25 protein-coding genes and 1 pseudogene are annotated in these 26,307 nt (G+C 73.3%); 13 read left to right on the top strand and 13 right to left on the bottom strand.

What is annotated here, in order from left to right:
• Nucleotides 1-23: 23 nt before the first annotated feature.
• The 4 genes from flhA (at nucleotide 24) to GGQ55_RS13100 (ending at nucleotide 5,896) form a co-directional block, all read left to right on the top strand.
• Nucleotides 24-2,060, top strand: coding sequence for a flagellar biosynthesis protein FlhA (gene flhA, locus GGQ55_RS13115; protein WP_218859266.1), 2,037 nt, complete (start codon nucleotides 24-26; stop codon nucleotides 2,058-2,060).
• Nucleotides 2,041-4,599: a hypothetical protein gene (locus GGQ55_RS13110; RefSeq protein ID WP_179717341.1), complete on the top strand. Its 2,559-nt coding sequence runs from the start codon at nucleotides 2,041-2,043 to the stop codon at nucleotides 4,597-4,599. Before flhA ends, GGQ55_RS13110 begins: the two co-directional genes overlap by 20 nt.
• On the top strand, nucleotides 4,596-4,844 hold the full coding sequence (locus GGQ55_RS13105) for a hypothetical protein (RefSeq protein ID WP_179717339.1): 249 nt from the start codon (nucleotides 4,596-4,598) through the stop codon (nucleotides 4,842-4,844). Before GGQ55_RS13110 ends, GGQ55_RS13105 begins: the two co-directional genes overlap by 4 nt.
• A gap of 149 nt (nucleotides 4,845-4,993) precedes the next feature.
• The gene (locus tag GGQ55_RS13100; protein WP_179717338.1) at nucleotides 4,994-5,896 is read left to right on the top strand and encodes a type IV toxin-antitoxin system AbiEi family antitoxin domain-containing protein; all 903 of its coding nucleotides are present in this window, start codon (nucleotides 4,994-4,996) and stop codon (nucleotides 5,894-5,896) included.
• Between the two features lie 121 nt (nucleotides 5,897-6,017).
• Here the strand turns inward: GGQ55_RS13100 and GGQ55_RS13095 are convergent.
• From GGQ55_RS13095 to GGQ55_RS13060, 8 genes and pseudogenes are all read right to left on the bottom strand, one after another.
• Nucleotides 6,018-6,972, bottom strand: a pseudogene (locus tag GGQ55_RS13095) (IS481 family transposase).
• A 110-nt stretch (nucleotides 6,973-7,082) separates the two neighbouring features.
• Complete coding sequence (gene phoH2 / locus GGQ55_RS13090; protein WP_179717336.1) at nucleotides 7,083-8,378, bottom strand: RNA 5'-3' helicase PhoH2; 1,296 nt, start codon at nucleotides 8,376-8,378, stop codon at nucleotides 7,083-7,085.
• Nucleotides 8,379-8,619: 241 nt separating this feature from the next.
• Nucleotides 8,620-9,408 (bottom strand): ABC transporter permease, encoded by a 789-nt coding sequence (locus GGQ55_RS13085; RefSeq protein WP_218859265.1) that lies wholly within the window; start codon nucleotides 9,406-9,408, stop codon nucleotides 8,620-8,622.
• The gene (locus GGQ55_RS13080) at nucleotides 9,405-10,403 is read right to left on the bottom strand and encodes an ATP-binding cassette domain-containing protein (RefSeq protein ID WP_179717334.1); all 999 of its coding nucleotides are present in this window, start codon (nucleotides 10,401-10,403) and stop codon (nucleotides 9,405-9,407) included. Before GGQ55_RS13080 ends, GGQ55_RS13085 begins: the two co-directional genes overlap by 4 nt.
• Nucleotides 10,404-10,436: 33 nt before the next feature.
• Entirely contained in the window at nucleotides 10,437-11,057 is a 621-nt protein-coding gene (locus GGQ55_RS13075; protein ID WP_179717332.1) for a PadR family transcriptional regulator, read from the bottom strand.
• Between the two features lie 43 nt (nucleotides 11,058-11,100).
• Nucleotides 11,101-11,406: a hypothetical protein gene (locus tag GGQ55_RS13070; protein WP_179717330.1), complete on the bottom strand. Its 306-nt coding sequence runs from the start codon at nucleotides 11,404-11,406 to the stop codon at nucleotides 11,101-11,103.
• 3 nt (nucleotides 11,407-11,409) lie between these two features.
• Entirely contained in the window at nucleotides 11,410-12,624 is a 1,215-nt protein-coding gene (locus GGQ55_RS13065; protein ID WP_179717328.1) for a DUF885 domain-containing protein, read from the bottom strand.
• Between the two features lie 13 nt (nucleotides 12,625-12,637).
• Entirely contained in the window at nucleotides 12,638-13,417 is a 780-nt protein-coding gene (locus GGQ55_RS13060; protein WP_179717326.1) for an isoprenyl transferase, read from the bottom strand.
• 123 nt (nucleotides 13,418-13,540) lie between these two features.
• Between GGQ55_RS13060 and trhA the strand changes: the two genes are divergently transcribed.
• Nucleotides 13,541-14,359, top strand: coding sequence for a PAQR family membrane homeostasis protein TrhA (gene trhA, locus GGQ55_RS13055; RefSeq protein ID WP_179717325.1), 819 nt, complete (start codon nucleotides 13,541-13,543; stop codon nucleotides 14,357-14,359).
• Between the two features lie 52 nt (nucleotides 14,360-14,411).
• Here trhA and GGQ55_RS13050 read toward each other — a convergent pair whose 3' ends face one another.
• From GGQ55_RS13050 to GGQ55_RS13040, 3 genes are read right to left on the bottom strand one after another with little or no spacing between them, the layout of a single operon-like run.
• Complete coding sequence (locus GGQ55_RS13050; RefSeq protein WP_179717323.1) at nucleotides 14,412-15,647, bottom strand: geranylgeranyl reductase family protein; 1,236 nt, start codon at nucleotides 15,645-15,647, stop codon at nucleotides 14,412-14,414.
• 18 nt (nucleotides 15,648-15,665) lie between these two features.
• Nucleotides 15,666-16,268 carry an ATP-binding transcription factor AbmR gene (abmR, locus tag GGQ55_RS13045; RefSeq protein ID WP_179717321.1) on the bottom strand — a complete coding sequence of 201 codons (603 nt, stop codon included), beginning with the start codon at nucleotides 16,266-16,268 and terminating at the stop codon, nucleotides 15,666-15,668.
• A 59-nt stretch (nucleotides 16,269-16,327) separates the two neighbouring features.
• A complete protein-coding gene (locus GGQ55_RS13040) occupies nucleotides 16,328-18,322 on the bottom strand; it encodes a thioredoxin domain-containing protein (RefSeq protein ID WP_179717319.1) in 1,995 nt (664 codons plus the stop codon).
• Nucleotides 18,323-18,398: 76 nt separating this feature from the next.
• Here GGQ55_RS13040 and GGQ55_RS13035 point away from each other — a divergent pair, with 76 nt between their 5' ends.
• From GGQ55_RS13035 to GGQ55_RS13010, 6 genes are all read left to right on the top strand, one after another.
• Nucleotides 18,399-19,538, top strand: coding sequence for an NHL repeat-containing protein (locus tag GGQ55_RS13035; protein ID WP_179717317.1), 1,140 nt, complete (start codon nucleotides 18,399-18,401; stop codon nucleotides 19,536-19,538).
• A gap of 62 nt (nucleotides 19,539-19,600) precedes the next feature.
• A complete protein-coding gene (locus tag GGQ55_RS13030) occupies nucleotides 19,601-20,473 on the top strand; it encodes an ABC transporter substrate-binding protein (protein WP_179717315.1) in 873 nt (290 codons plus the stop codon).
• A gap of 201 nt (nucleotides 20,474-20,674) precedes the next feature.
• A complete protein-coding gene (locus GGQ55_RS13025) occupies nucleotides 20,675-21,220 on the top strand; it encodes an AMIN-like domain-containing (lipo)protein (RefSeq protein ID WP_179717313.1) in 546 nt (181 codons plus the stop codon).
• Nucleotides 21,221-21,337: 117 nt separating this feature from the next.
• Nucleotides 21,338-22,033 (top strand): PadR family transcriptional regulator, encoded by a 696-nt coding sequence (locus GGQ55_RS13020; RefSeq protein WP_179717311.1) that lies wholly within the window; start codon nucleotides 21,338-21,340, stop codon nucleotides 22,031-22,033.
• Between the two features lie 140 nt (nucleotides 22,034-22,173).
• Nucleotides 22,174-23,151 (top strand): ATP-binding cassette domain-containing protein, encoded by a 978-nt coding sequence (locus tag GGQ55_RS13015; RefSeq protein ID WP_179717309.1) that lies wholly within the window; start codon nucleotides 22,174-22,176, stop codon nucleotides 23,149-23,151.
• Nucleotides 23,148-23,975: an ABC transporter permease gene (locus GGQ55_RS13010; protein ID WP_179717307.1), complete on the top strand. Its 828-nt coding sequence runs from the start codon at nucleotides 23,148-23,150 to the stop codon at nucleotides 23,973-23,975. Before GGQ55_RS13015 ends, GGQ55_RS13010 begins: the two co-directional genes overlap by 4 nt.
• A gap of 18 nt (nucleotides 23,976-23,993) precedes the next feature.
• Here the strand turns inward: GGQ55_RS13010 and GGQ55_RS13005 are convergent, their stop codons facing one another.
• The gene (locus GGQ55_RS13005; protein ID WP_179717305.1) at nucleotides 23,994-24,302 is read right to left on the bottom strand and encodes a hypothetical protein; all 309 of its coding nucleotides are present in this window, start codon (nucleotides 24,300-24,302) and stop codon (nucleotides 23,994-23,996) included.
• On the bottom strand, nucleotides 24,299-25,210 hold the full coding sequence (gene mca / locus GGQ55_RS13000; protein WP_179717303.1) for a mycothiol conjugate amidase Mca: 912 nt from the start codon (nucleotides 25,208-25,210) through the stop codon (nucleotides 24,299-24,301). The genes GGQ55_RS13005 and mca overlap by 4 nt, the downstream gene beginning before the upstream one ends.
• Nucleotides 25,211-25,457: 247 nt before the next feature.
• Between mca and greA the strand changes: the two genes are divergently transcribed.
• Together greA and GGQ55_RS12990 are read left to right on the top strand one after the other, a co-directional pair.
• Nucleotides 25,458-25,961, top strand: a complete 504-nt coding sequence (greA, locus tag GGQ55_RS12995) for a transcription elongation factor GreA (RefSeq protein WP_366489224.1) — start codon at nucleotides 25,458-25,460, stop codon at nucleotides 25,959-25,961.
• An 8-nt stretch (nucleotides 25,962-25,969) separates the two neighbouring features.
• Nucleotides 25,970-26,293, top strand: coding sequence for an RNHCP domain-containing protein (locus GGQ55_RS12990; RefSeq protein WP_366489223.1), 324 nt, complete (start codon nucleotides 25,970-25,972; stop codon nucleotides 26,291-26,293).
• Nucleotides 26,294-26,307: the final 14 nt, after the last annotated feature.

The raw sequence follows: 26,307 nt of genomic DNA, 5'->3' as shown, positions 1-26,307 counted from the left end.
CCGATAGGTCCACCGTGGGCAAGATGTCGAAGGTCGCCGTGCCCGTCGGCGTCGTCTCCATCGTGCTCATGCTCGTGGTGCCGCTGCCCTCGGCGGTCCTCGACCTGCTGCTCGGGCTGAACATCACCGCCGCGCTGCTGATCCTGCTGGTCTCGATGCAGATCAAGCGGTCGCTGGACTTCTCGGTGTTCCCGTCGCTGATCCTCATCGCCACGCTGTTCCGGCTGGCGCTGAACGTCTCCTCGACCCGCCTGGTGCTCACCGACGGCTTCGCCGGCAAGGTCATCGACGCGTTCGGCCACTTCGTCGTCGGCGGCTCGCTGGTCGTCGGGCTCGTGATCTTCGTGATCCTGACGATCATCCAGTTCGTCGTCATCACCAACGGTGCCGGCCGCGTGGCCGAGGTCGGTGCCCGCTTCACCCTCGACGCCATGCCCGGCAAGCAGATGGCGATCGACGCCGACCTCAACGCCGGCCTGATCAACGAGCAGCAGGCGCGCAAGCGCCGCGCCGAGGTCACCGCCGAGGCCGACTTCTACGGCTCGATGGACGGTGCCTCGAAGTTCGTCAAGGGCGACGCCATCGCGGCGATCATCATCACGCTGATCAACCTGATCGGCGGCTTCGCGATCGGCGTCATCCAGCGCGGCCTGTCCCCCGCGGACGCCGTCAGCCAGTACTCGCTGCTGTCCGTCGGTGACGGCCTGGTCTCCCAGATCCCGGCGCTGCTCATCTCGACCGCGACCGGCATCATCGTCACCCGCTCGGCCTCCGACGCCGACATGGGCACCGACCTGCTCGGCCAGCTGGGCCGCTACAAGCAGCCGCTGCGGATCGCCGGCGGCGCCGCGGTGGCCCTCTGCCTGATCCCGGGCCTGCCCAAGCTGCCGTTCGCCGTAGTCGGCGGGCTGTTCCTCATCATGGCCGCGCGCATGAAGGAGGCGCCGGTCGTCGACGAGGAGGCCGAGGCCCGCGCGCTCGCGGCGGAGAACGAGCCCAAGCCCGACTCCCCCGAGGCGATCGCCGAGAAGATGCGGGTCGACCCGCTCGAGCTCGAGGTGGCCTTCGACCTGGTCGACCTGGTGGACAGCGCCCGCGGCGGCGACCTGCTCGACCGGGTCAAGGCGCTGCGCCGGAAGGTCGCCATGGACTCCGGCCTGGTCATCCCCCTGGTCCGGACCCGCGACAACCTCGACCTGCCCTCGTCGCAGTACGTCATCTGGCTCAACGGCGTCCCCGCCGCCAAGGGCATCTCCCCCGCCGGCACGGTGCTGGCCATCGGCGACAACCTCGACGGCCTGCCCGGCAAGCCGACCCGCGAGCCGGTGTTCGGGCTGCCGGCCAAGTGGGTCCCGATGGAGCTGCAGCGGCAGGCGGAGATGGCCGGCGCGACCGTCGTCGACAGATCCTCGGTCATCACCACGCACCTGGCCGAGGTCGTCCGGCAGAACGCCGCCGACCTGCTCGGCCGCGAGGACGTCAAGCTGCTGGTCGAGATGGTCCGCCGGACGCACCCGATCGTCGTCGAGGAGCTCACGCCCACGCTGCTCACGCTCGGCGAGATCCAGCGCGTCCTGCACGGCCTGCTCGAGGAGAACGTCTCCATCCGCGACCTGGTGCGCATCTTCGAGGCGCTCTCGGTCCGGGCGAAGACGTCGACCGACGTGGACGGCCTGATCGAAGCGGCCCGCGCGGCGCTCGGCTCGGCGATCAGCCAGCCCTACGTCACGGCCGACGAGCGGCTGCACGTGCTGACGCTCGACCCCGGCTTCGAGCAGCGGCTGCTGGAGTCCATCCGGCAGACCGACGGCGGCCAGGTGCTCGCCATCGACGCCGGCGCCGTGGACGCCCTCGTCCACGGCTGCTCCGGAATGCTCGAGGAGGCCGAGCGGTCGGGCCTCTCCCCGGTCCTGGTGTGCTCACCGCAGGTGCGCGCGGCGCTCTCGCGGCTGATCCGTCAGGTCCTGCCCAGGCTGCCGGTGATCTCCTACACCGAGGTGTCCCGGACAGCGCAGATCGAGTCGCTGGGAGTTGTGAGCGGTGCCGTTGCGATCCGTTGAGGCCGCCACGCGGGACGACGCCATCGCCGCTGCTCGAGAGCAGTTCGGTGCGACGGCGCGCGTCGTCGGCGTGCGGCGGGTGCGCTCGGGGGGCGTCCTGGGCTTCTTCGCGACCGAGCGGTACGTGGCCGAGGTCGATCCCGATGCGCTGGCCCGCCCCAAGCGACCGGCACCGCGCACGCCGGCGTCCCGCACGCCGCAGTCCGACCTTCCGCTGGAGGAGCGCGCCCGCGCCGCGGCCGCCTCGATCGCCCGGCTGGCCGCCGCGGCCGAGGACCCGGTCGACGAGGTCGCCGACCTGCTGGGCGCCGACGGCCCGGCCGAGCCGCTGCCGACCTACACCCGCAGCGCCTTCCAGCGCGCCGCCGCGGAGAGCGCGAAGAAGTCCGCCGTGGCCCCCGCGGCCGCCGCGGCGAAGAAGGCGACGCGCGCCTTCACCCCGGAGCGGGCGTTCAGCCCCGAGCCGGTGAAGCCGGTGGTCCCGGTTCACGAGTGGCCCACGGTGGAGACGGACGACGAGGGACCGGTGATCTCGGGCTCCGGCGCGTCGTCGGCACCCTCCCCCTTCACCGCAGCGCTGGCCCGCATGGTGTCGGGTGACCGTGAGGTGCGCCAGGCCGTGCAGGAGGCCCTGGAGGAACCCGCGGTCGAGACCGCACCCGAACCTGCGGACGAGCACCGCGACCACGAACCATCCCGGCCGAACTGGGCAGCGATCGTCCGGGCGGCGGAGAAGACGGCACAGTCGGGTGCGCAGCACCAGGAGGAGGAACCGGTGGACGAGCACGAGGAGCAGTCCCCCGGGGTGCGCCCGATGGTGTTCCCGACCTGGGCTGCCGAGGCCCCGGTCGCCGAGGCACCTGCCCCGGCGCCGGCTCCGGTGGTCGAGGAGCCCGCTCCGTCGTCCTCGCCGCGCGAGGAGGTCATCGCCGACATCCTGCGGGCGGCGCTGGCCCAGGGTCAGTCCGACGAGGCCCTCGCCGACATCCTGCGCACCGTGCTGGCCGGCTCGTCGCCGGCCGCCGTCGAGGCGCCGCTGCCCGCCGCTGCGGCCGCCGAGACCTTCGCCGAGCCGTTCTCCGAGCCCGTCGTCGAGAGCTTCGTCGAGCCCGTGGTCGAGACGTCGTGGGAGCCCGCGCCGGAGCCGGCGGTCGAGCCGCAGCCGCTGTGGGGCGACCCGGCCCCGGCCGCGCCCGTCTGGACGGAGGCCGCGCCGGTCGAGGCCGAGCCGACGTGGACCGACGTCACCCCGGACGAGCCGATCTTCGCCGAGGTCGTGCTACACGAGCCGGCCGCTCCGGTCGCCGCCCCGCCCGTGGTCGAGGTCCCGGTCGAGGTCGTGCCCGTCGCCGTCGCGCCCGAGCCGGTCGCCATCGCCGAGCCGGTCGAGGAGCCGGTCGTCGAACTGCCGATGCCGCCTCTCGCGCGCACCGCCAGCGACCCGGCGCCCATGCAGATGGACGCGACCACCGTCATGTCGCCGCTCTCGCTGCTGCCGCCGCTGTCCGGCCGGCGCGGCGGCCTGCCGCCGGTGCCGCCGTCGGCGTCCCGCGCCTCCGCCTCGGCGGCTACGCCCAGGCCGACCACCCCGGAGACCGCCCCCATGCCCGCACCGGCCGCCCCGCTGGCCACCGTCGTCCGCCTGCCGTTCGCGCCGCTGCCGGACGCCGACTACGTCGAGCCCGGCGAGCCGGCCGCCCCCGTGGCCGAGGTCGAGGTCGAGGTCGAGGAGACCCCCATGTCCCAGCCGGTCCTGGTCGAGCCGGTCGTCGTCGCTGCCCCGGTGATCGAGGCTGCCGCGGTCGAGGCCCCCGCGGTCGAGGCCCCGGCGCTCCCGGCGACCGCGCCGGTGCCCGCCGCGGCGCCGTCCGGTGACCTGGTGACCCGGCTGGTGTCGTTCGGGCTCACCGAGCAGCTGCTCGGCGCCGGCTTCGCCGCCGACGCCGCGGCGCACGGCACCTACGCCGCCCTGACCGCGGCGCTGGCCGTGCGGCTGCCGGCCGCGCCGCAGCTGCCGACCGGCCCCGGCGAGGTGCTGTTCCTCGTGGGCCCGGGCGTCGAGACCCTCCGCGCCGCCCGCTCGCTGGCCGCCTCGCTGCGGCTGGACCCCGAGCGCGTGCTGTGGGCGACCCGTGGCGACCTGGCCGCGCTGGCGCCGAAGGGCAACCGGATCACCACCCTCGACGCCGCCATCGGCCGCCGGCAGGACGCCGAGCGCTCCGGGACCATGACGATCGTCGCCGTCGACGCCCCGCTGCGCACCGACGCCTACTGGATGTCGCAGATGCTGGCGATCTGGTCGCCGACCGCGGTGTGGGCCGTCGTCGAGGCCACCCGCAAGCCGGAGGACCTCGAGCAGTGGCTCGGCGGGCTGCCCCGCGCCGACGCGCTCGTCGTCCAGGACGCCGACCTGTCCGTCGACCCGGCCGCGGTGCTCGCCCGGGTGGATACGCCCGTGGCCCTCCTCGACGGCGTGCCGGCCACCGCGCACCGCTGGGCGTCGGTGCTCTGCGAGCGGCTGGAGACGCTCCAGGCATGAGCCCTTTCCGCTGGGACGTGCTCGGGGTCGGGTTCGTGCTGGCCCTGCCGCTGCTGGCGCTCTACCTGCGCGGCGACCTCACCGTCGAGGAGATGACCGGCCGGCTGCCGTGGTGCCTGCTCGGTGGCTACGTCGTCGTGGCGCTGCTGCGCTTCGCCGCCCAGCCGCGCCGCAAGGACGCCGTTCGTGGCACGGAGGCGGCCGACCTGGACGCCGCACCCCAGGAGCCCTCCCCCGCCCCTTAGCGCTCCTCGCTGCCGCCACTCTTGCGGTTGTTCACCGGCTCTTGCGGTGCTGCAGCACCGCAAGAGCACCGAAATCACAGCAAGAGCGACCATCCACAACCCTGTGTCAGCTCTCGTGGAGGCGGTCGGATCGGCGCGAGGATCCGGTCATGGCCGATCTGCTGCGCCGCGCCGCCGCCCTCGCCGACGGGATGACCGACGACGAACTGGCCCGGCTCGTCCGGCGCGGAGAGCTGGTCCGGTTGCAGCGCGGCACGTACACGCCCGGCGATCCGCCAGCAGGTGACGACGAGCGGCACGCCGCCGTCGTGATGGCAACTGTCGCCGGGCTGCGCCTGCCCGGCGTGGTCAGCCATCTCTCGGCCGCCGTGCTGCACGGCCTGCCGACCTGGAACGTCCGCTTCGACCGGGTGCACATCACGCGCCGGCCGCCGGCGAGCGGTAGCGGGACCCGTCGCATCCACCTGCACATCGCCCGTCTCGCGGACGACGAGGTGACGGAGCTGAACGGACTCGAGGTCACCGACCTCTCCCGGACCGCCGTCGACGTCGCGCGCACACTGCCGTTCGAGCAGGCCGTCGTCACGCTCGACGCCGCTCTGGCCACCGGGTGGACGACGAAAGAGCTGCTCTCCGACCGCCTGTCCCGCATGGGCGCCGTGCCGGGAGTGCGCCGGGCGGCCCGGGTGGTGGCGTTCGCCGACGGGCGCAGTGAGAGCGTCGGGGAGAGCCGCAGCCGCGTGCTGATGAAGCGGCTCGGACTGCCGGCTCCCGACCTGCAGGTGAGGCTTCGCCGCCTCGACGGTAGCGAGGTCGCCCGGTGCGACTTCGGCTGGCGCGAGCACCGGACCATCGCCGAGTTCGACGGCCGGATCAAGTACGGGCGGTTGCTGCGGCCCGGCCAGGAGCCAGGCGATGCCGTGTTCGAGGAGAAGCTGCGCGAGGACGACATCCGCGATCACGGTTGGAAGGTCGCCCGCTGGATCTGGCGGGAGCTGGGCACACCGCTGGTCATCGGCGACCGGCTGCGCCGCGCGTTCGCGCGCCGCTGAGGCAGCACTCTTGCGGTCGTTCTCGTCCTTCTGCGGTTCTGCAGGACCGCGAGAGCACGAGAAAGACCGCAAGAGTGCCGCGGGAGCGAGCCCCGCTAGATGTCGTGACCGGACAGGTTGTTCACGCGGCGAGGCGGCTGACCGGCGGGTGACCTCCGAGGGCGGAATGGCTACGGGCAGTGTTGTAGTGCTCGAGCCAGCCGTCCAGCGCGACGGTGCGCTCCTCGTTCGATGCCCAGGCGGTGGCGTAGGCCCACTCGCTCTGCAGGGTGCGGTTGAACCGTTCGGCCTTGCCATTGGTCCAGGGCCGGCCGGGCTTGATGAACCGGCGGGCGATGCCCAGCTGGGCGCAGGCCGCGATCCAGGCGGCACCGATCCGGTAGCTCTTGGCGTTGTCGGTCAGCACCCGGGCGATGGTCACGCCCTGGGCGGCGAACCAGGCCACCGCGCGGGTCAGGAAGCCGGCGCAGGTGCCGGTGCGCTCGTCGGGCAGCACCTCGGCGTAGGCCAGCCGGGTGTGATCGTCGATGGCCACGTGCACGTAGTCCCAGCCGATGCCGCGCCCGCGCACCTCCTCGCGGCGGCCGTGGATGCGCCAGCCACCGCCGACCGGCACCCGGCCGAGCTTCTTCACGTCCACGTGCAGCAGGTCGCCGGGGTGCTCGCGTTCGTAGCGGACCTGGCTGTGCCGGCGGCCGCGCAGCAGCTCGCCGGTCAGCCGGTCGACGTCGGCCAGCCGGGGCAGGCCGGCCCGGCGCAGCACCGCCCCGATCGTGGAGGCCGCCAGCCCGAGGATCGCGGCCAGCCGCACCGGCCCGGCATGGTGGGCCTTGCGCGCGGCCACGATCGCCGCGGTCCTCTCGGCCGAGGTGCGCCGCGGCAGCCGATGCGGCCGCGAGGAGCGGTCGGCCAGCCCAGCCTCGCCCTCGGCCCGCCAGCGGCGCACCCACTTGTAGACCGTTTGGCGGCTCACTCCGAGCTGCTTGGCGACCTCCGCCGGGGCGGTGACCAGCTCGGACACGAGCGACGATCAGCTTGCGGGCATAGACAGTCGTGCGGGCATTAGCGTGAGCCACGGAGACCTCCGGTTGGGAACGGCGACGTCAAGCACCGCCACTCCTTCCGGAGGTCTCCTTCGTGATCAAGCCACCACGCCGACTGTCAACAACGTGTCTGGTCGCGACAGCTAGAGCGGGAGGTCCTCCAGCATCTCGGTGACCAGCGCGGCGATCGGCGAGCGCTCGGAGCGGGTCAGCGTCACGTGCGCGAAGAGCGGGTGCCCCTTCAGCTGCTCGACCACCGCCGCGATCCCGTCGTGCCGGCCGACGCGCAGGTTGTCCCGCTGCGCGACGTCGTGGGTGAGCACCACCCGCGAGCCGGAGCCCAGCCGCGACAGCACAGTGAGCAGCACGCCGCGCTCCAGCGACTGCGCCTCGTCGACGATCACGAACGAGTCGTGCAGCGACCGGCCGCGGATGTGGGTCAGCGGCAGCACCTCGATCAGGTCGCGGGCCGCGATCTCCTCGAGCACGTTCGAGGACACCAGCGCACCGAGCGTGTCGTAGACCGCCTGCGCCCAGGGCGACATCTTCTCGCCCTCGCCGCCGGGCAGGTAGCCGAGCTCCTGGCCGCCGACGGCGTAGAGCGGCCGGAAGATCACGACCTTCTTGTGCGCCCGCCGCTCGAGCACCGACTCCAGCCCCGCGCACAGCGCCAGCGCCGACTTGCCGGTGCCGGCCCGCCCGCCGAGGGACACGATGCCGATCTCCGGGTCGAGCAGCAGGTCGAGGGCGATCCGCTGCTCCGCCGAGCGGCCGTGCAGCCCGAACGCCTCGCGGTCGCCGCGCACCAGCCGCACCTGCTTGTCCGGCGTCACCCGGCCCAGCGCCGAACCGCGCGAGGACAGCAGCACCAGCCCCGTGTGCGGCGGCAGCTCGGCGGCCCCGGGCACGAACACCTCGCCGGACTCGTACAGGGCGTCGAGCTCGGCGTCCTCCAGGGACAGCTCGGCCATGCCGGTCCAGCCGGCGTCGACGGCGTCCAGCGCCCGGTACTCGTCGGTGTCCAGGCCGACCGCGGCCGCCTTCACCCGCAGCGGCACGTCCTTGGTGATCAGGCAGACGTCGCGGCCCTCGGCGCGCAGGTTGAGCGCGACGACCATGATCCGCGAGTCGTTGCTGTCGTTGCGGAAGCCGGCCGGCAGCACCGCCGCATCGCTGTGGTTGAGCTCGACGTGCAGCGTGCCGCCGGCCTCACCGATGGGCACCGGCGCGTCCAGCCGGCCGTGCTGCACCCGCAGGTCGTCGAGCATGCGCAGAGCCTGCCGGGCGAACCACCCGAGCTCCGGGTGGTGCCGCTTGTCCTCGAGTTCCCCGATCACGACGAGCGGGAGCACCACGTCGGAGTCGCCGAAGCGCAGCAGCGCGCCGGGGTCGGAGAGCAGGACGGAGGTGTCGAGGACGTACGTGCGGCGTGTGGTCACGAGTCGACTCCCGTGGGGCGCGCGCGGCGCCCCGGCTCGAAGGTGGCCGGGCCCCGGCTGAGAAGCCGGGCACCGGCCCCTCTGGTCGACGAACTCGTCAGCACCAACCGGGCCTCCCGTGGACGGCGAGGTGAGCTCGCCTTCCACCCCGGACGGTAGAACCGGCAGGTGACAGAAGCGTGACGACGAGGCGGCGTGTCCCCCCTCCGAGGGACCCACCTACCCCGTTCGCCCCAACCGTCTAGCTCGATTCCCGCTTGAACCGCCGGACCCCGAACCACCAGCCCAGCAGCACCAACGCCAGCGTCAGGCCGAGCCCCCACCACGCCGTCGAGGTGCTGTAGTTCCCGGCGAAGAACGCGCGGGCGCCCTCGACGATGTGCTTGAACGGGTTGACGTCGCTGATCGTCTGCAGCCAGCCGGGAGCCAGGCTCATCGGCAGCAGGATCCCCGAGAGCAGCAGGATCGGGAAGACGACGGCGTTGAGCAGCGGCGCGAACGCGTCCTCGCTCTTCAGCGTCAGCGCCAGCGCGTAGGACACGGCCGAGAGCGCGGCGCCGAGCAGCGCGACCACGACGAGGGTGAGGACGACGCCGGCCAGCGGGGCGCGCAGCCCGAACAGCAGCGAGACCAGGACCAGCAGCACGCTCTGCACGACCAGGACGACGACGTCGCGCAGCACCCGGCCGAGCAGCAGCGCCGTCCGGCTGGCCGGCGTGACCCGCTGGCTCTCGATGACGCCGGCCCGCCACTCGGCGATCAGCCCGAAGCCGACGAACAGCGCCCCGAACATCCCGACCTGGATCAGGATCCCGGGCACGAAGATCTGGTACGCGTTGCCCGCGGCGCCGAGAGAGCCGGACAGCGGCTTGAGCAGCGGCCCGAACAGCACGATGTAGAGGATCGGCTGCGACAGCCCGATCACCACCCACGCCGGGTTGCGCAGCGACAGCCGCATGGCGCGGTTGAAGATCGTCAGGGTGTCGCGGGGCACGCTGCTGCCCATCACGGGCAGGGTCGCGGCGCTCATCGGAGGGCTCCTTCGGGTTCGGGGGCGGGCGCCGCGGACGGGGCGCCCTCCTCGCGCAGCGACCGCCCGGTCAGCTGCAGGAACACGTCGTCGAGGCTGGGCCGGCGGCTCTCGATGCCGGCCACCTCGACGCCGGCGGTGTCCAGCTCGCGGACCAGGCGCACCAGCGCCGCACCGCCGTTGGGCACCCGGCCGATGACGCGGTCGTCCTGCACCTGCGGCGGCTCGGCGCCGGGCAGCCCGCCGACCAGCCGCGCGACCTCGGCGGTCGCGGCAGGGTCGGCCACGGTCACGGTGAGGACGTCGCCGCCCACCCCCGACTTCAGCTGGTCCGGCGTCCCCGCCGCGACGATGACGCCGTGGTCGATGACGAGGATCCGGTCGCAGAGGGCGTCGGCCTCGTCGAGGTAGTGGGTGGTGAGGAAGACCGTCGTCCCCCGCTCCTCCCGCAACCCCCGGATGTGCTGCCACAGGTTGGCCCGCGCCTGCGGGTCGAGCCCGGTGGTCGGCTCGTCCAGGAAGACCAGGCCGGGCTCGTGCACCAGGCCCATCGCGATGTCCAGACGACGGCGCTGCCCACCGGACATCGCCTTGGGCTTGCGGTCCCACAGCCCCTCGAGGTCGAGCTCGGAGAACAGCCGCTGGCCGTGGGCGGTCGCGTCGGCGGTGCTCATGCCGTAGAGCCGGGCGTGGTCGACGACCTCCTCCCCCGCCAGCGCCTCGGGCTGGGTCGACCCGCTCTGCGACACGTAGCCGATGCGGCGGCGGACGCCCACCGGGTCGGTGAGCAGGTCGCAGCCGGCCACCGTCGCGGTACCGGCCGACGGCACCAGCAACGTGGTCAGCATCCGCAGGGTGGTGGTCTTGCCGGCCCCGTTGGGGCCCAGGAAGCCGACGATCTCACCGGCCTCGACGTCGAGGTCCACGCCGTCGACGGCGCGCACCTCCTGCTTCTTCTTGCGGAACGTGCGGACGAGTCCGCGGGCGTGGATCACGCCGCGGAGTATTCAACTTTGACTACGAGGCGGTCAAGCGGTTTTACCGGTCGGCAGGTCGGTCAGGACGGCGGGCGGCCAGATGCCCTCGACCGGGTGGTCGGGCCCCGGCTCCTCGCCGGCGAAGCGGTAGTGCCCGGCGTCGATGCGCTCGCAGATCTCCCGCACCCACGCCCGCTCGCCCTCCACCCAGTGCCCGGCGACCCGGAACAGCTCGGTGGTAGCCGCCGGCGCGGTGCGGTTCGCCTCGATCGACCGGACCGCCGACGACGTCGCCGACACGGTCGCCTCGAGCACCAGCGCCCGGGCGCGCAGCGCCTCCCGCACCTCGTCGCGCGGCAGCGTGGTGAAGAAGCACAGGCCGCCGAGCAGCCGGGTCGGATCGCTCCAGTCGGGCTCGCGGAGGGCCAGGGCCAGCAGCCGCTGGTACTCGACCTCGCCGTCGGGGGTGAGCCGGTAGGCCACCGGGTCGCCGGGCAGCTCGTCCAGCAGCGCCTGCTTGGCCAGGGTGCGCAGACCGGAGTAGATCGACCCGGGGTTGACGTGCGCCCAGTCCTGCACCTGCCAGCTCAGCAGCTCCCGGCGCAGCAGGTAGCCGTGGACCGGCTGGAAGATCCGGACCGCCCCGAGCAGCAGCAGCCGCGTGGTCGACATGCGCTCACTGTGCCCCGGCAGCGCGTGCGCGGGGTACCCGGCGTCACTCCTCCCGGCGATCCCGGGGCACCTCGGGCAGCCAGGGCAGCTCGCGGGTGGGCGGCTGGCGGGGCGCCGGCGGGACGTCGTCGTCCTCCGGTGGCCAGACGTCGTCGTCCTCGGGCGGACGGCGGACCGCCCTGCGCCGGCCCCGGACCCACGCGACGAGGGCCCAGACCACCGGAACGAGCAGCGCCGGCCACTGCACCCGCAGGTCCCCGACCCACAGCAGCAGGCCGAGCAGGAACACGAACAGCCAGCTCGCCGTCCACAGGCCCACGAAGCGGGACTGCTGCGGGGTCCGGCTCATGGCTCAGGCGCCGCGCAGTTCCGCGGCCACTCGCGCCGGCGTCAGCGGCTCGTCGAGCAGCCGGAGGAAGCGGTCGGCCACCGACTGCTCCCCGGTGCGGTCGCCCAACCAGCGGGCGAGCAGGTCGTAGCCCTCGACGTAGGTGGAGATGTAGGCCCGCCACAGCGGATGGGTGAGGAAGCGCAGCTGCTGGCGCGCCCGGTCGGTGCCGACCAGCGACCAGCGCTGCAGGTACGCCACCACCTCGTCGGGGTCGGCGCCCCGGTCGTGCAGGAGGATCGCGGCGTCCTGGCGCACGCGGTTCAGCGGTGCCGCGGCGGCGGTGACCCGCTCGGCGAGCTCGCCGTCGAAGCGCAGCCCCAGGTCGGCGAGGATCTCGGCCGCCCACGGCCCCCAGCCGGCGGCCACGGTGGCCTCGATGCCGAGATCGGCCAGCCCCTCGGCCATGAGGCACTCCGGGGTGTTGACGAGGAAGACCGTGTGCTCGACGCGGCCGTCCTTCTCCACGAGGCCGAGCTCCTTGCGGCAGTGCTCGGTGTGGTGGCCGGGGTAGGACTCGTGCGCGACCAGGTGCGGCAGCTGGGCCAGCCGGTGCGGCAGATCGGCGTTGATCGCCACCCGCGAGCGGAAGGCGCCCTCGTAGTAGTTGAACCCCGACCACGGCTGGTCGGTGACCACCTCGTAGGTGACGGTCTCGACCTCGGGCAGCCCGTAGTCCAGCCGCACCCGGTCGCGCAGCGCGCTGGACAGCGCCAGCACCGCCACCTCCAGCCGGTCCGGCGGGCACTCCTCGCGGCGCCGGTGGAGGGCGAACCGCTCGCTGAGCGTCCCGTCGCCGGGCAGCAGCGCCTCGAGCTCGGCGTGCGCCGCGGCGTACACGGCGGGATCGCCCAGCTCGACGTCGACCTGGAAGTACGCCGCCACCTCGTCGACGAACCCGACCGGCTCGCCGCTCATCTTCCGGGCGGTGCACTCCAGCCCGGTCAGCTGGCCGCGCAGGTACGCCGTCCGTTCGTCGGACAGCCCGGCCGAGTCCAGCTCGCGGAGCAGGCTTCGGGCCTGGTCGCGCAGCTGCTGCGGCGTCGGGGCCGGCTCGTCGACGACCTCGGCGCGTACGCGGGGGTCGCCGGTGTAGGCGTCGACGAAGCCGGACTCCAGGCGGTCGAAGCGCAGGCCGAGCCGCACGTACTCGAGGGGGACGTCGACGGGGCTCGCCATGCCCCCGAGTTTGTCAGCTACCGAACCGGCGATGCCGCGCGGAGTAATCACGCAGCGCCCGCAGGAAGTCGATCCGCCGGAAGTCCGGCCAGTAGACGTCGGTGAAGTAGAACTCCGAGTGCGCGGTCTGCCAGAGCAGGAAGCCCGACAGCCGCTGCTCGCCGCTGGTCCGGATGATCAGGTCGGGGTCGGGCTGGCCGCGGGTGTAGAGGTGCTCGGCGATGTGCTCGACGTCGAGCAGCTCGACCAGCTCGTCGAGGGGGGTGCCGCGCTCGGCGTGCTCGGCGAGCAGGGAGCGGACGGCGTCGGCGATCTCGCGTCGTCCGCCGTAGCCGACGGCCAGGTTGACCGTGGCGCCCGGCCGGTCGCGGGTCAGCTCCTCCGCTTGCTTGAGGACGGCGACGGTCTCCGCGGGCAGCAGCTCCAGCGCGCCCATCGCCCGCAGGTGCCAGCGCCGGTCGACGGCGGAGAGGTCGGCGACGACGTCCTCGATGATGCGCAGCAGCGGCACCAGCTCCGGCTCGGCCCGGGACAGGTTGTCGGTGGAGAGCAGGAAGATCGTGACGACACCGACGCCCGCCTCGTCGCACCAGCCCAGGAAGTCGGCGATCTTGTCGGCGCCCCGGCGGTGGCCCTCGCTGACGTCCTCCAGGCCCATGTCGCGAGCCCAGCGGCGGTTCCCGTCGATGATCACCCCGACGTGCCGCGGGAGTTCGGCGGTCTCCAGCGCCCGGGCCAGCCGGTGCTCGTAGACCTGGGTCAGTACGTCGCGGACCCTCTGACGCGCCCCCACGACGGTCACCCTAGGCCCCCGCTCGGTCACGCTCTCGTACCGTTCCGGACCTGCGCGTACGCGTCGCGTAGTTGGTGGGAAGGTCACAGTGCCGCGCGACCTACGGATCCGTAGCCTCGGTGCATGAGCGCTCTTCCCCCCGACTCCGAGCCGGTCCGCGTCGAGGCGGACAGCGCGGAACTCGAGGCGCCCAGCGCCCAGGCCGCCGTCACCGCCGTCCTGGAGGAGGGCGAGCACGTCGAGCGGGCGTGGACCGCCGCCGACTTCGCCGACGACGACTGGGACCACCCCGACACCCGGCCGCGGCTGCGCGGCTGGCTGCACCTGTTCGCGTTCTTCGGCGCGATCGTCGCCGGGGCCGTGCTCATCCCGCTCGCGTCGGTGCTCGGCGCACGGGCCGGCTTCTCGGTGGCGGTCTACTGCCTCACGATCTGCGGGCTGTTCGGCATCAGTGCGCTCTACCACCGCCGCCGCTGGTCACCGCGCGGCTGGAAGATCATGAAGCGGCTCGACCACTCGATGATCTTCCTGTTCATCGCCGGCACGTACACGCCGTTCTCGCTGCTCGCTGTGAGCGACCCCGCCGGCTACTGGGTGCTCGGCACGGTGTGGGCGGGTGCGCTGCTCGGCGTCACGCTGAAGCTGTCCTGGCCGACGGCGCCGCGGTGGGTCGGCGTCCCGCTCTACCTGGCGCTGGGCTGGGTCGCCGTCTTCGTGCTCACCGACATCCTGCACATCGCCGGGGTGGCGTCCCTGGTGCTGCTGGCGATCGGCGGCGTGCTGTACACCCTCGGCGGCGTGGCCTACGCGATGAAGAAGCCCAACCCGTGGCCGGGCGTCTTCGGCTACCACGAGGTCTTCCACGCGATGACCATCCTGGCGGCGATCTGCCACTACATCGCCGTCTACTTCGCGATGTACAACTCCCCCTTCGCCGGCTGATCCCCGCGGTTTCGCGTGCTCAACCGCGCGCGGTTAAGCACGCGAAACCCCGTCAGGTCCAGGGTGGGCGGGCGTCGTGCTTCGTCGACCAGGCGCCGGCGCGACGCCAGGTGCGGGCGACCCAGTCGGTGTCCTCGTCGGTCACGAGGTTGCCCATCACGCGCAGGGCGAGGGTCATCAGGTACCGCGAGCGCATGCCGACCGGCCCGGCTGCGGGCAGCAGCCGCGGCACCGTGAGCAGGCCGGCCAGCCGCCGGGCGATCGAGAACGCCGCGCCGTAGTTGTGCCGCAGCGTCGCCGGCCAGGCGGCCGACCAGTCCTCCTCGGAGAGCAGCGCGGCCAGGTCGCGGCCGGTCTCCAGGCCGTAGTCGATGCCCTCGCCGTTGAGCGGGTTCACGCATCCCGCGGCGTCGCCGACCAGCGCCCAGTTGCGACCGGCCACCCCGGAGACGGCGCCGCCCATGGGCAGCAGCGCCGAGGCCGGTGCCCGCACCTCCCCGTCGAGCTGCCACTCCTCGCGCCGGCTCTCGGCGTAGAGCCCCATCAGCGCCTTCAGCTGCACACCGGCGGGACGACGGGCGGTCGCCAGCGTGCCGACGCCGATGTTGACCTCCCCGTCGCCGAGCGGGAACACCCAGCCGTAACCGGAGAGCAGCTCGCCGTCGGCGCCGCGCAGCTCCAGGTGCGAGGAGATCCACTCGTCGTCGCTGCGGCCGGAGCGGATGTAGCCCCGCGCGGCCACCCCGTACGCGGTGTCGCGGTGCCACTCGCGGCCGAGCACGCGGCCCAGCGGGGAGCGGGCGCCGTCGGCCACGACGAGCCGCGAGCACCGGATCGTCGTCCGGGTGCCGTCGCTCCGGGTGAAGACGACGGCGCGCACGCGGTCGCCGTCCCGCTCGACCTCGACGGCGCGCGCGTCCTCGACCGGGACGGCGCCGTCGGTGAGCGCCACCTCGCGGATGCGCGCGTCGAGCTCGGTGCGGGGCACGGCCCCGCCGTGGGCGGGCAGCGAGCCGCTGGGCCACGGCAGCAGCAGCTCCTGGCCGAACCCGGCGGCGCGCAGGCCCCGGTTGCGGCCGCGCTTGCCGACCCACTCCCCCAGCCCCAGCAGCTCGAGCTCGGCGATCGCGCGCGGGGTCAGCCCGTCGCCGCACGCCTTGTCCCGGGGGAAGACGGCGGCATCGGCCAGGACGACGTCGTGCCCGGCGCGGGCGGCCCAGGCGGCCGCCGCGGAGCCGGCGGGACCGGCGCCCACGACGAGGACGTCGGTCGAGGTCGGCTCGGGCACGTGCCCAGTGTCCCGGATTCAGCTGACCTGCGGACCGCGGGCCCGGACCTCCTCGACCGAGGCCATCGCCTCGCGCAGCTCGGTGAGCCACTCGTCGGCGTGCTCCCCGACCAGCCGCACCGCCCAGACCAGCGCCTCCGAGCGGGAGCGGGCCACTCCGGCGTCGACCAGGGTGTCGAGCACCAGCCGCTCGGGCTGGCGCAGCCGGGTCATCACCGGCACCGACTGGTTGGTGAAGATCTCGCGGGCGTCGCCGCAGACCGCGCCCCAGGCGACCGAGCGGCCGTAGCGCTCCTGCGCGGCATCGGCGATCGCCATGCGCTGCTCGCGGGTGTCCTCTCGGAACCGCGAGATCCGCCCGGCGCGGGCCGCGGCCTGGTCGCCCTCGCCCGCCTCGGGCTCGGGCAGCGTGCCGACGACGGTGATCTCGTCGCGGTCGACGATGAGCTCCGGCGCTCCCGTGAACCAGCCGTCGGGCAGCCGTCCGGCGAACCAGCCGGCGACCTCCGACCGGTCCAGCGGCGGTCCGCTCTCCCCGCCTCGTCCCCCGCGGCCTCGGCCGCCCCAGGCCCGCGCGAACTCGCGGGCGAACGGCCCTCCGGCGTGGTGGTGTCCGTGCATGACGCCCTCCCGGCATCCGTGTTGATTACACAGTTACACGGTAAGCCGGGCAGGGGCTGTCAGGAAGAACTCATCGCTGCGCTGAGAGCGGACACGTCGGTCACCGGCGCGGAGCAGACGAAACCGCGGCAGACGTAGGCCGCCGCCCGCCCGCCCACCAGCGGCCGGTCGGCGAGCAGCGGCACGCCGTCGGCGTCGGGGTCCCCCACGACGACGACGGCGCCGGGGCTGGTCGACGCGCGGGCCGCGGCGGCGAGGGCCTCCCGGTCGGCGCCCGCCGGGCCGCTCACCGCCACCTCCAGCGGGCCGGCCAGCAGCGCCTCCCCGATCGCGGCGGCCCAGCCGGCGGCCCGGGGTGCCCGCTCGACCAGCCGGGCGAGCGAGTTCACCGCCGCCTCCCCCAGCTCGCTGTGCCGCGGCTCACCGGCCAGCGCGGCGTAGGTGACGGCGGCACCGGCGGCCGCGGCGATGCCCGACGGTGCCGGCCCGTCGGCGGGATCGAACGGCCGGTGCACCAGGGCCTCGGCGTCGGCCGCGGTGTCGTGCCAGCCGTCGGCGTCCGCGAACTGCTCGGCGACGACGTCGAGCAGCTCACCGGCGAGCTGCAGCCACCGGCCCTCGCCGGTCGCCTGGTGCAGCGCGAGCAGGCCCTCGGCGAGGTCGCCGTAGTCCTCGAGCACGCCGGCCGGGGCGCCCGCGACGCCGTCCCGGGAGACCCGGCGCAGCCGGCCGTCGACCCGGTGCGTGCCGGCGAGGAGCTCCGCGGCCCGCCGGGCCGCCGCGATCGAGCCGGGTGCGCCGGTGAGGACGCCGTGCTCGGCGAGGGCCGCGATGGCCAGCCCGTTCCAGGCGGTGACCACCTTGTCGTCCCGGGCCGGCTGCGGCCGCTGCGCCCGCGCCGCGAGCAGCCGGGCCTTCACCTCGGTCAGGCGCGCGGCGTCGTCCGGGTCGCGGAGCAGCTGCAGCGTCGAGGCGCCGTGCTCGAACGTGCCGGCGGCGGTGACCTCGAAGACGTCGGCGGCCCACCGGCCGTCGTCCTCCCCGAGGACCTCGACCAGCTGGGCGGGGGTCCAGACGTAGGTAAGCCCCTCGACGCCCTCGGTGTCGGCATCGAGCGCCGAGGCGAACCCGCCCTCGGGGGTCGCGAGGTCGCGCAGCAGGAAGCCCGCCGTCTCGTCGGCGACCCGGCGGGCCCACTGCTCGCCGGTGGCCCGCCAGAGGTGCAGGTAGACGCGCAGCAGCAGCGCGTTGTCGTAGAGCATCTTCTCGAAGTGCGGCACCACCCAGTCGGCGTCGACCGAGTAGCGGGCGAACCCACCGGCGAGCTGGTCGTAGATGCCGCCACGGGCCATCGCCTCCAGCGTGCGCCGGGCCATGCTCAGCGCGCGCTCGTCGCCGGTGCGGGCGGCGTGGCGGAGCAGGAACTCCAGCACCATGGACGGCGGGAACTTCGGGGCGCGGTCGAACCCGCCGCGGCGTGCGTCGAAGCTGCCCTCGAGCGCGTCCACCGTCCGGTCGAGCACCTCCGCGGACACCGGCGACGGCTCGAGCTGCAGCCGCGAGGAGATCGCGGCGGCGACCCGGCCGCCGGCGGCCTCGACGTCGTCCCGCTGGTCGCGCCACGCGTCGGCCATGGCCGCCAGCACCTGGCGGAACGCCGGCATGCCGTGCGCCGGCCGCGGCGGGAAGTACGTGCCGCAGTAGAAGGGCCGACCGTCCGGGGTGGCGAACACCGTCATCGGCCAGCCGCCCTGGCCGGTCAGCGCCTGGGTCGCGGTCATGTAGACGTTGTCGACGTCCGGGCGCTCCTCCCGGTCGACCTTGATGCAGACGAAGTTCTCGTTCATCTGCGCGGCCGTCGCCGCGTCCTCGAACGACTCGTGCGCCATCACGTGGCACCAGTGGCAGGCCGCGTAGCCGACCGAGATCAGCAGCGGGACGTCGCGCTGCCGGGCCTCGGCGAACGCCTGCTCACCCCACTCCCGCCAGTCGACCGGGTTGTCCGCGTGCTGCAGCAGGTAGGGGCTCGTCGCGCCGGCGAGACGGTTCGGCATGCGCTCCACCATCCCGCACGCAGCGCGAGGCCGTCTCACAGGTCATCCGCAGGTTGGGGTCGCACACTCGGTCGCCGTGCTCGGCAGCCGGCTCGCCGGCCTGGGTCTGGCGCTGCTGATGACGGTCTCCGCCTGCTCCGGCGGGGCGCCGGGCCGCACCGCGGCCCCCTCCCCGCCGCGGGCCACGACGTCGCCGGAGCCCACGCGCCGGTGGCCACCGGCGGCCGCAGCCGGGACGGCGGGGTACCTGGCGCCCGGTTCGGATCCGAGCGTGCTGCCCGGTCCGGTGCTCATCGCGGACAAGGGCAACAACCGGCTGCTGGTGGTCAGCCCCGAGGGACAGGTGCTGTGGGAATGGCCGCAACCCGGCGACCTCGCCCCCGGGCAGACCTTCCTCGTCCCGGACGACGCGTTCCTCACCCCCGACGGCAGGGCCGTCGTCGCCACCGAGGAGGACGACTTCGTCGTCACCGAGATCGATCTCGCCAGCCGGAGGATCGTCTGGCGGTACGGCACCCCGGGGGTGCACGGGTCGGGGCCGGGTCAGCTGTGGAACCCCGACGACGCGATGGCTCTCCCCGACGGGACCGTGATCGCCGCCGACATCAAGAACTGCCGGCTGGTGGAGCTCTCGCCGTCCTCACCCTCGCCGGTGTGGACCCTGGGGACGCTCGGCCGGTGCAGCCACGCACCGCCGGACGGCTTCGGCAGCCCCAACGGGGTCTTCCCGCTGCCGGACGGCCACTTCCTGGTCACCGAGATCCGCGGCGACTGGGTCGACGAGATCGACCGGGCGGGTCACGTCTACTGGTCGGCCCACCCGGACGGCGTGGCCTACCCGTCCGACTCCAACCAGTATCGGCCGGGGCAGTTCATGACCGTGGACTACTCGAACCCGGGCCAGGTCGTCGTCTTCGACGCGACGGGCAGGGCGCTGTGGCGGTGGAACCCGAGCACGGGGAACGGCAGGCTGGATCACCCGTCGCTGGCCCTGGGGCTACCGAACGGGGACATCCTGCTCAACGACGACGCCGACCACCGCGTGATCGTCCTCGACCCCGCCCGGGACACGATCGTGTGGCAGTACGGCCACACCGGCGTCCCCGGCAGCGCGCCCGGATACCTCGACACGCCGGACGGCCTCGACCCGGTGCCGCCGCACTCCTACGCCGACGCCGTCGGCCTGAGCGCACCCGCCGGCAGGGCTCGCGGGTGACCGCCGCCACGGCGCACTCTGGGTGGGCCAGGCTTCGTCCGCGGGAACGGAGGTCCACCGCGATGGTGTTCCGGATCCAGCCGCACGTGCGGCTGCAGGAGTGGGTGGCCGAGGAGAACGGCTTCTTCGCGGCCGAGGGGCTCGACCACGTCTTCGAGGCCGACGGGTTCGCGATGGGCTCGGCCTCGGTCAGCCCGGCCGCGGACGGGCCCGTGCGCAGCGGAGCGCTGGAGGACATGGCCAAGGGCCGCTCCTCCGACGTCTCCTGCGCCTGCCACTGGGCGGTGAACGCGGCGGCCGGCGCCGGCCACGGGAAGATGTACGGCAAGGCGTACTCGGTGTGCCCGGCCGGCATCTACGTCGCCGAGGACTCACCGCTGCGCCGGCCGGAGGACCTCGCCGGCGTGGAGGTCGGGGTCGGCTTCCACTCGGGCAGCCACTACTCCGCCCTCCAGGCTCTGGAGTCCTTCCTCGACCGGGAGCAGATCGCGCTCGGCTTCGTCGGGCGACCCTTCGACCGGGTGCGGCTGGCGCTGACCGGCCGATCGCCCGCGGTCAACGTCTGGGGTGCGCAGGCCTACCTGCTCGAGCAGCAGGGGTTCCGCAAGCTGGTCGACACCAGCTTCGTCATGGGGTTCCTCGTCTCGGAACAGGCCGCTCCGGACGACGTCGAGCGCTACTTCGCCGCGCTGCTGCGGGCCCAGCAGGAGATCGACCTCGAGCTGCCCCGCTACGCCCGGCACTGGGCCCGCGAGATGCCGGCCGATCTGCTGGAGCTGGTCGACGTCCGCCGCTTCGGCCCGGGCGAGCGGGTCGTGCCGCAGCCCTACACCCCGGACATGTTCGAGCGGACCCAGAGCTGGATGCGGGACTGGGAGCTGATCGACACCGGGGAGCCGGCGGCGGCGCGATACGAGGACACCGTCCTCACGTGACCTGCGACGCCGGTCACCGTGGGTGAAGCGGCGGTCGCCCTAGCGCGCGACAGGCAGGAGTGCAAGTTCCCACGCCGGTAGAACTATCAGGAAATGCCAAGCGGACGCTCAGAACTTCGTGATCAACAGCGTCTTCTGCCTATAGCTGCGCGTGGGGTGTCAGCGGATTCTGACGGCGGCGCAACCACAAGGAGGCCCGCCATGAGAACACCTTTCCGCCTGATCGTTCTCGCCGTCACGAGCGTTCTCGCCGCGCTCGCCCTCTCCGTCCCCGCCTCGGCCGCCACGAGCCCGTACTGCGGCATCACGTGGGGCTCGCTCACCAAGTCGGCCGGGACGACGGCGACCCCGTCGACGACCCTCACCGGCGTCCGGACCGGGCAGCACGACTGCTACGACCGCCTGGTCCTCGACCTCGGCAGCGTGTCCGGACCGGTCAGCTACACGGTCGGCTACACGACGGTCCGCGGCGTCGCCACCGGGGACCCGATCCCCCTGGCCGGCGACGGCGACCTGTCGATCACGCTGCGCGCGCACGGGGAGTCGCTGACCTTCGCCGACCGCAACCACATCGCGAACGTCACCGGCTACCGCACCTTCCGGCAGGTCGCCTCGGGCGGCTCGTTCGAGGGCGTGACCGTCCTCGGGCTCGGGGTGCGGGCCCGCCTGCCGTTCCGCGCGCTCGTGCTCGACGGCCCGGCCGCCGGCCAGAAGCGGCTGGTCATCGACGTCGCGCACGCCTGGTAACCGCTCCTCCCCCGCGGCCGGCCGCCTCCCTGCGAGGTGGCCGGCCGTTCGTCGTCCCGAGGGCTTGACGCCGGGTACACACACTCGGATACTCCATTTCGAGTAATCGGAGGCAGAATGACTCGACGCCGGGTATCCAACCCCCTCGCCCTCGCCGTCCTCGGCTGCCTGTCCGAGCGGCCGATGCACCCCTACGAGATCTCGACGACGCTGCGGACCCGCGGCAAGGAGCAGAGCATCAAGCTCAACTACGGGTCGCTGTACTCCGTCGTCGAGTCGCTGCAGAAGCACGGGCTCATCTCGGCGCGGGAGACCACCCGGGAGGGACGGCGCCCCGAGCGCACCGTCTACGAGATCACCGCCGCGGGGCAGGACGAGTTCGAGGACTGGCTGGCCGAGCTGCTCAGCACGCCGGTGCGCGACTACACCTCGCTCGAGGCCGGGCTCTCGCTGATGGCCGCGATGCCGCCGGACGAGGTGGCCCGCCTGCTGTCCGAGCGCGCGGGCAAGCTGCAGATGGAGATCGGCGCGCTCGATGCGATGTTCGCCTACGGCGACGAGCAGAAGCTGCCCGAGATCTTCATGGTCGAGAACATGTTCCGGCGGGCGATGCTCACCGCCGAGCTGGAGTTCGTCCGCCGGCTGGCCGACGACATCCGCTCCGGCCACTTCGGCGGCACCGCCGTCTGGCGCCGCATGCACGAACTGCGGGCCGAGGGGATCTCGTTCGAGGAGATGCTCGGCGACCCGGTCGCCCACCTCGGAGAGGAGGCCCGTCCGCTCGTCCAGCTGCCGCCGGGCAAGGACCGGTAGCGCAGAACCCCCGTCCGGTGCGGCAACACCGGACGGGGGCCCGAACACCCGAGCAGGACCGCACGCGGCCCGTCCCGAGGCGCACTCCCACGATAGGCGCGTCGGTCCCGCTCCCCATCCCCCGAAAGGGAGCACAGACCATGCACACGCAGACCTCGGCAGCCCTCGCGGCCGCCGACCTGGTCAAGACCTACAAGGGCGGCCGCGGCGCACCGCCGGTCCGCGCGCTCGACGGGCTGTCCTTCGCGGTCGAGCCGGGCACCGTCTTCGCCCTGCTCGGCCCCAACGGCGCCGGCAAGTCCACCACGGTCAAGGTCCTCACCACCCTGTCCCGGCCGGACTCCGGCAGCGCGTCCGTCGCCGGCATCGACGTCCTCCGGGCGCCCGACGCCGTCCGCCGGGCCATCGGCCTGGTCTCGCAGAAGCCCTCCGGTGACCCCATGGCCACCGGCCGGGAGAACCTCGTGCTGGCCGCGCGGATCCAGGGCTGCTCCGGCACCGAGGCGACCGCGCGCGCCGACCGGCTGCTCGCGCGGTTCGCCCTCACCGACGCCGCCGACCGCCTCGTGAAGACCTACTCCGGCGGCATGGCCCGCAAGCTCGACGTGGCGCTGGGCATCGTGCACGCGCCGCGGGTGCTCTTCCTCGACGAGCCGACCACCGGCCTCGACCCGGAGGCGCGCGCGGAGATGTGGGGCGAGATCGAGCGGCTCGCCGTCGAGGAGGACGTCACCGTCCTGCTCACCACGCACTACCTCGACGAGGCCGACCGGCTCGCCGCGCGGCTGGCGATCGTCGACGCCGGGCGGGTGGTCGTGGAGGGGACGCCGGAGGAGCTCAAGCGCGAGCTGCGCGGGGACACCGTGGTGGTCGAGGTCGGTGAGGACGACGTCCCCGCCGGGCTCGCCGCGCTGTCGGGGGTCCGTGGGCTGGCCGACGTCACCGTCGACCGGGCGACGCTGCGCGCGCGGGCGGACGGCGGGGCCGGCGCGGTGCCGGCCGTCCTCGCCGCGCTGGAGACGGCGGGCATCGGGGTGCTCTCGGTGACCGTGGCCCGGCCCTCGCTCGACGACGTGTACCTGCGCCACGTCGGGCGCGCGATGGAGGTGGCGGCATGAGCACCCTGGTCGCGGACGCCGTCCGCACGCCGCGGGTGCCGCGGGCGTCCCTGCTCGCGCACGCCGGGTTCCTCACCGCCCGCTCCACCAGGGCGTTGTGGCGGCAGCCGGCGTTCGCCATCGCCACGCTGGTGCAGCCGATCATCTGGCTGCTGCTGTTCGGCGAGCTGTTCCGGCCGGTCGCCGACATCCCCGGGTTCGCCGCCGAGCACGGCTCCTACCTGGAGTTCATCACCCCCGGCGTCGTGATCATGACGGCGCTGTTCTCCAGCGGCTGGGCGGGCACGGTCTACATCGAGGACATGAACCGCGGCGTCATGGACCGGCTGCTCGCCTCACCGGTCCGCCGCGGCGCGATGATGATCGGCACCCTGGCCTACCAGGGGCTGACCACGGTGATCCAGACGCTGGTCGTGCTGGGCATCTCGCTGCTCGTCGGCGCCCGCTTCCCGGGCGGCGTCGTCGGGGTCGTGATCACGGTGCTGGCGGCGATCCTGATCTCGGTGATCATCGCCTCGCTGTCCAACGCGCTGGCGCTGCTGCTGCGCTCGCAGGAGGCGCTGATCGGGATCAGCCAGTTCATCGTGCTGCCGCTGCAGTTCCTGTCCTCGGCGATCATGGACACGAGCCTGTCGCCGGAGTGGGTGCAGACGGTCGCGAAGTACAACCCGGTCGACTGGGCGGTCGTCGCCGCCCGCGAGGCGCTGTCCTCGGGCACCGACTGGGGCGTGGTCTGGTCGCGGCTGGGGCTGCTCACCGCGCTCGCCGCCGTCATGGCGTGGCTGGCGACGCGGGCGTTCGGCGCCTACCAGCGCTCGATGTGAAGGCCGGTGACCGGCCGGTCAGCCCCGCACGTCGGGGTCGGCCGGCCGGTCGTCGCGCGGCGGCTCGATCGCCAGCGGCGCGCGGCGCAGCGTGTCGAGCAGGTCCTGCCCCGGCTGCGGCTTCTCCTCGAACAGCTCCGAGGCGTCGTCCGGGACGACGACCTCCGGCGGGTCGAAGCTGGCCGGCACACGCTTGAGGTGCCTGCCCATCGACTTGACCAGGAACGCGGTCACGATCAGCAGGAGGACGATCAGCAGGAGACCGATCGGGCCGGCCTTGCCGACGTCCTCGGGCAGCTGGTTGCTGGCCTCGGCGAGCAGGTTCATCGGACCCCCACCTGGCTGCGGATGCCGGCGAACAGATCGTCCTCCGGCGCCGGGGAGTCCACCAGCGAGCGGGCCAGCTCGTAGTCCTCGGTCGGCCAGATCTCCTGCTGCACCTCGATCGGGCAGGCGAACCAGCGGCCGGTCGGGTCGATCTGGGTGGCGTGCGCGATCAGCGCGGCGTCGCGGACCTCGAAGTACTCGGCGCACGGCACGCGCGTGGTGACCCGGTGCGAGACGTCGCGCGCGGGGTCCCAGTTGGCCAGCCACTCCTCGTACGGCGACTCGAGACCGCGGGCGAGGATCGCCTCGTGCAGCGCTCGCGTGCGGTCGAGCGAGAAGCTCATGTGGTAGTAGAGCTTGCTCGGCTGCCACGGCTCGCCGAGCTCGGGGTAGCGGTCGGGATCGCCGGCGGCCTCGAAGGCGTGCACCGAGATCTCGTGCGTCTTGATGTGGTCGGGGTGCGGGTAGCCGCCGCGCTCGTCGTAGGTGGTGATGACCTGCGGCCTGAACCGGCGGATCACCTCCACCAGCGGGGCCGCGGCCTCCTCGATCGGCACCAGCGCGAAGCAGCCCTCGGGCAGCGGCGGCAGCGGGTCGCCCTCGGGCAGACCGGAGTCGACGAAGCCGAGGAACTCCTGCTCGATGCCGAGGATCTCGCGGGCCTTCGCCATCTCCTCGACGCGGATCTGCGGCAGCCGCTCCCACACCTCGGGGCGGTCCATGGCCGGGTTGAGCACCGAGCCGCGCTCGCCGCCTGTGCAGGTGGCCACCAGGACGCGCGCACCCTCGGCGACGTAGCGGGCCATGGTCGCCGCGCCCTTGCTCGACTCGTCGTCGGGATGGGCGTGGACGGCGAGCAGTCGCAGCTGGTCGGGCTGCTGGTCGGGCTGCGGGTCGGGCGGGGTCACCCGGGCATTGTCCCTCGTCCTGGGGACAGGACGGCGGATGCCGGGAAGCCGCCCTCCGGAAACCCCTGTTCGGGTAGCACCACGGGCGGAAAAGTGGTGATGGTCACGGCACTGTCCGGTACGGTTTCGGATTCCGGGAGCCGCGCTCGAACCGTGCATGTGCAGCGACGACGGTGTTAGCTTGGCTCGATTGACCTCAAGGCCGTTCCCTCCGGGGGGCGGCCACCCGAGTTTCAGGAGTACCTACGTGTCCACCCCCACTGACGAGCACGACCAGGGCGTCTGGCTGACCCAGGAAGCCCACGACCGGCTGAAGGCCGAGCTCGACGAGTTGGTGGCGGGCCGCCCGGCCATGGCCGCGGAGATCAACGCCCGTCGCGAGGAGGGCGACCTCCGCGAGAACGGCGGGTACCACGCCGCCAAGGACGAGCAGGGCAAGCAGGAGGCCCGCATCCGGCAGCTCACCGACCTGCTGCGCAAGGCGACGGTCGGCGACGCCCCGAAGAAGGCCGACAAGGCCGCGACGGGCACCGTCATCACGATCAAGTTCGAGGGTGACGACGAGACCGAGAAGTTCCTGCTCGGCTCGCGCGAGATCGCCGGGACGACGGGCCTGACGGTCTACTCCCCCGAGTCCGCGCTGGGCTCGGCGATCATGGGCGCGAAGCCGGGCGCGAAGGTGACCTACCAGGCGCCGAACGGCAAGGACATCTCCGTCGAGGTCGTCGGCATCGAGCCGTTCGTCCCCTGACCCGTCCGGTGAGCGTTCGCTCGCGGCGGGCGGAGAACACCGGCTTCGTCTGCGGGCACTGCGCCGCCGACGTCCCGGCGAACACCGACGGGCACTACCGCAACCACTGCCCGTTCTGCCTGTGGTCGCTGCACGTCGACGACCTGCCCGGTGATCGCGCCAGCGACTGCCGGGCGTTGATGGAGCCGGTCGGCCTGGTCGAGAAGTCCGGGAAGGGCTGGCAGGTGGTGCACCGCTGCACAGCGTGCGGCCACCGCCAGCCCAACCGGCTCGTCCGCGACGGCGACGCCCCCGACGATCTCGACCTGGTGCTCTCGCTCCCCTGGTTGTGACCGGGGCGCAGCGT

It is taken from the genome of Petropleomorpha daqingensis (assembly GCF_013408985.1).
In the GTDB taxonomy this organism is placed as follows: Bacteria; Actinomycetota; Actinomycetes; order Mycobacteriales; family Geodermatophilaceae; genus Petropleomorpha; species Petropleomorpha daqingensis.
This window is presented reverse-complemented; position numbering and strand designations above follow the sequence as displayed.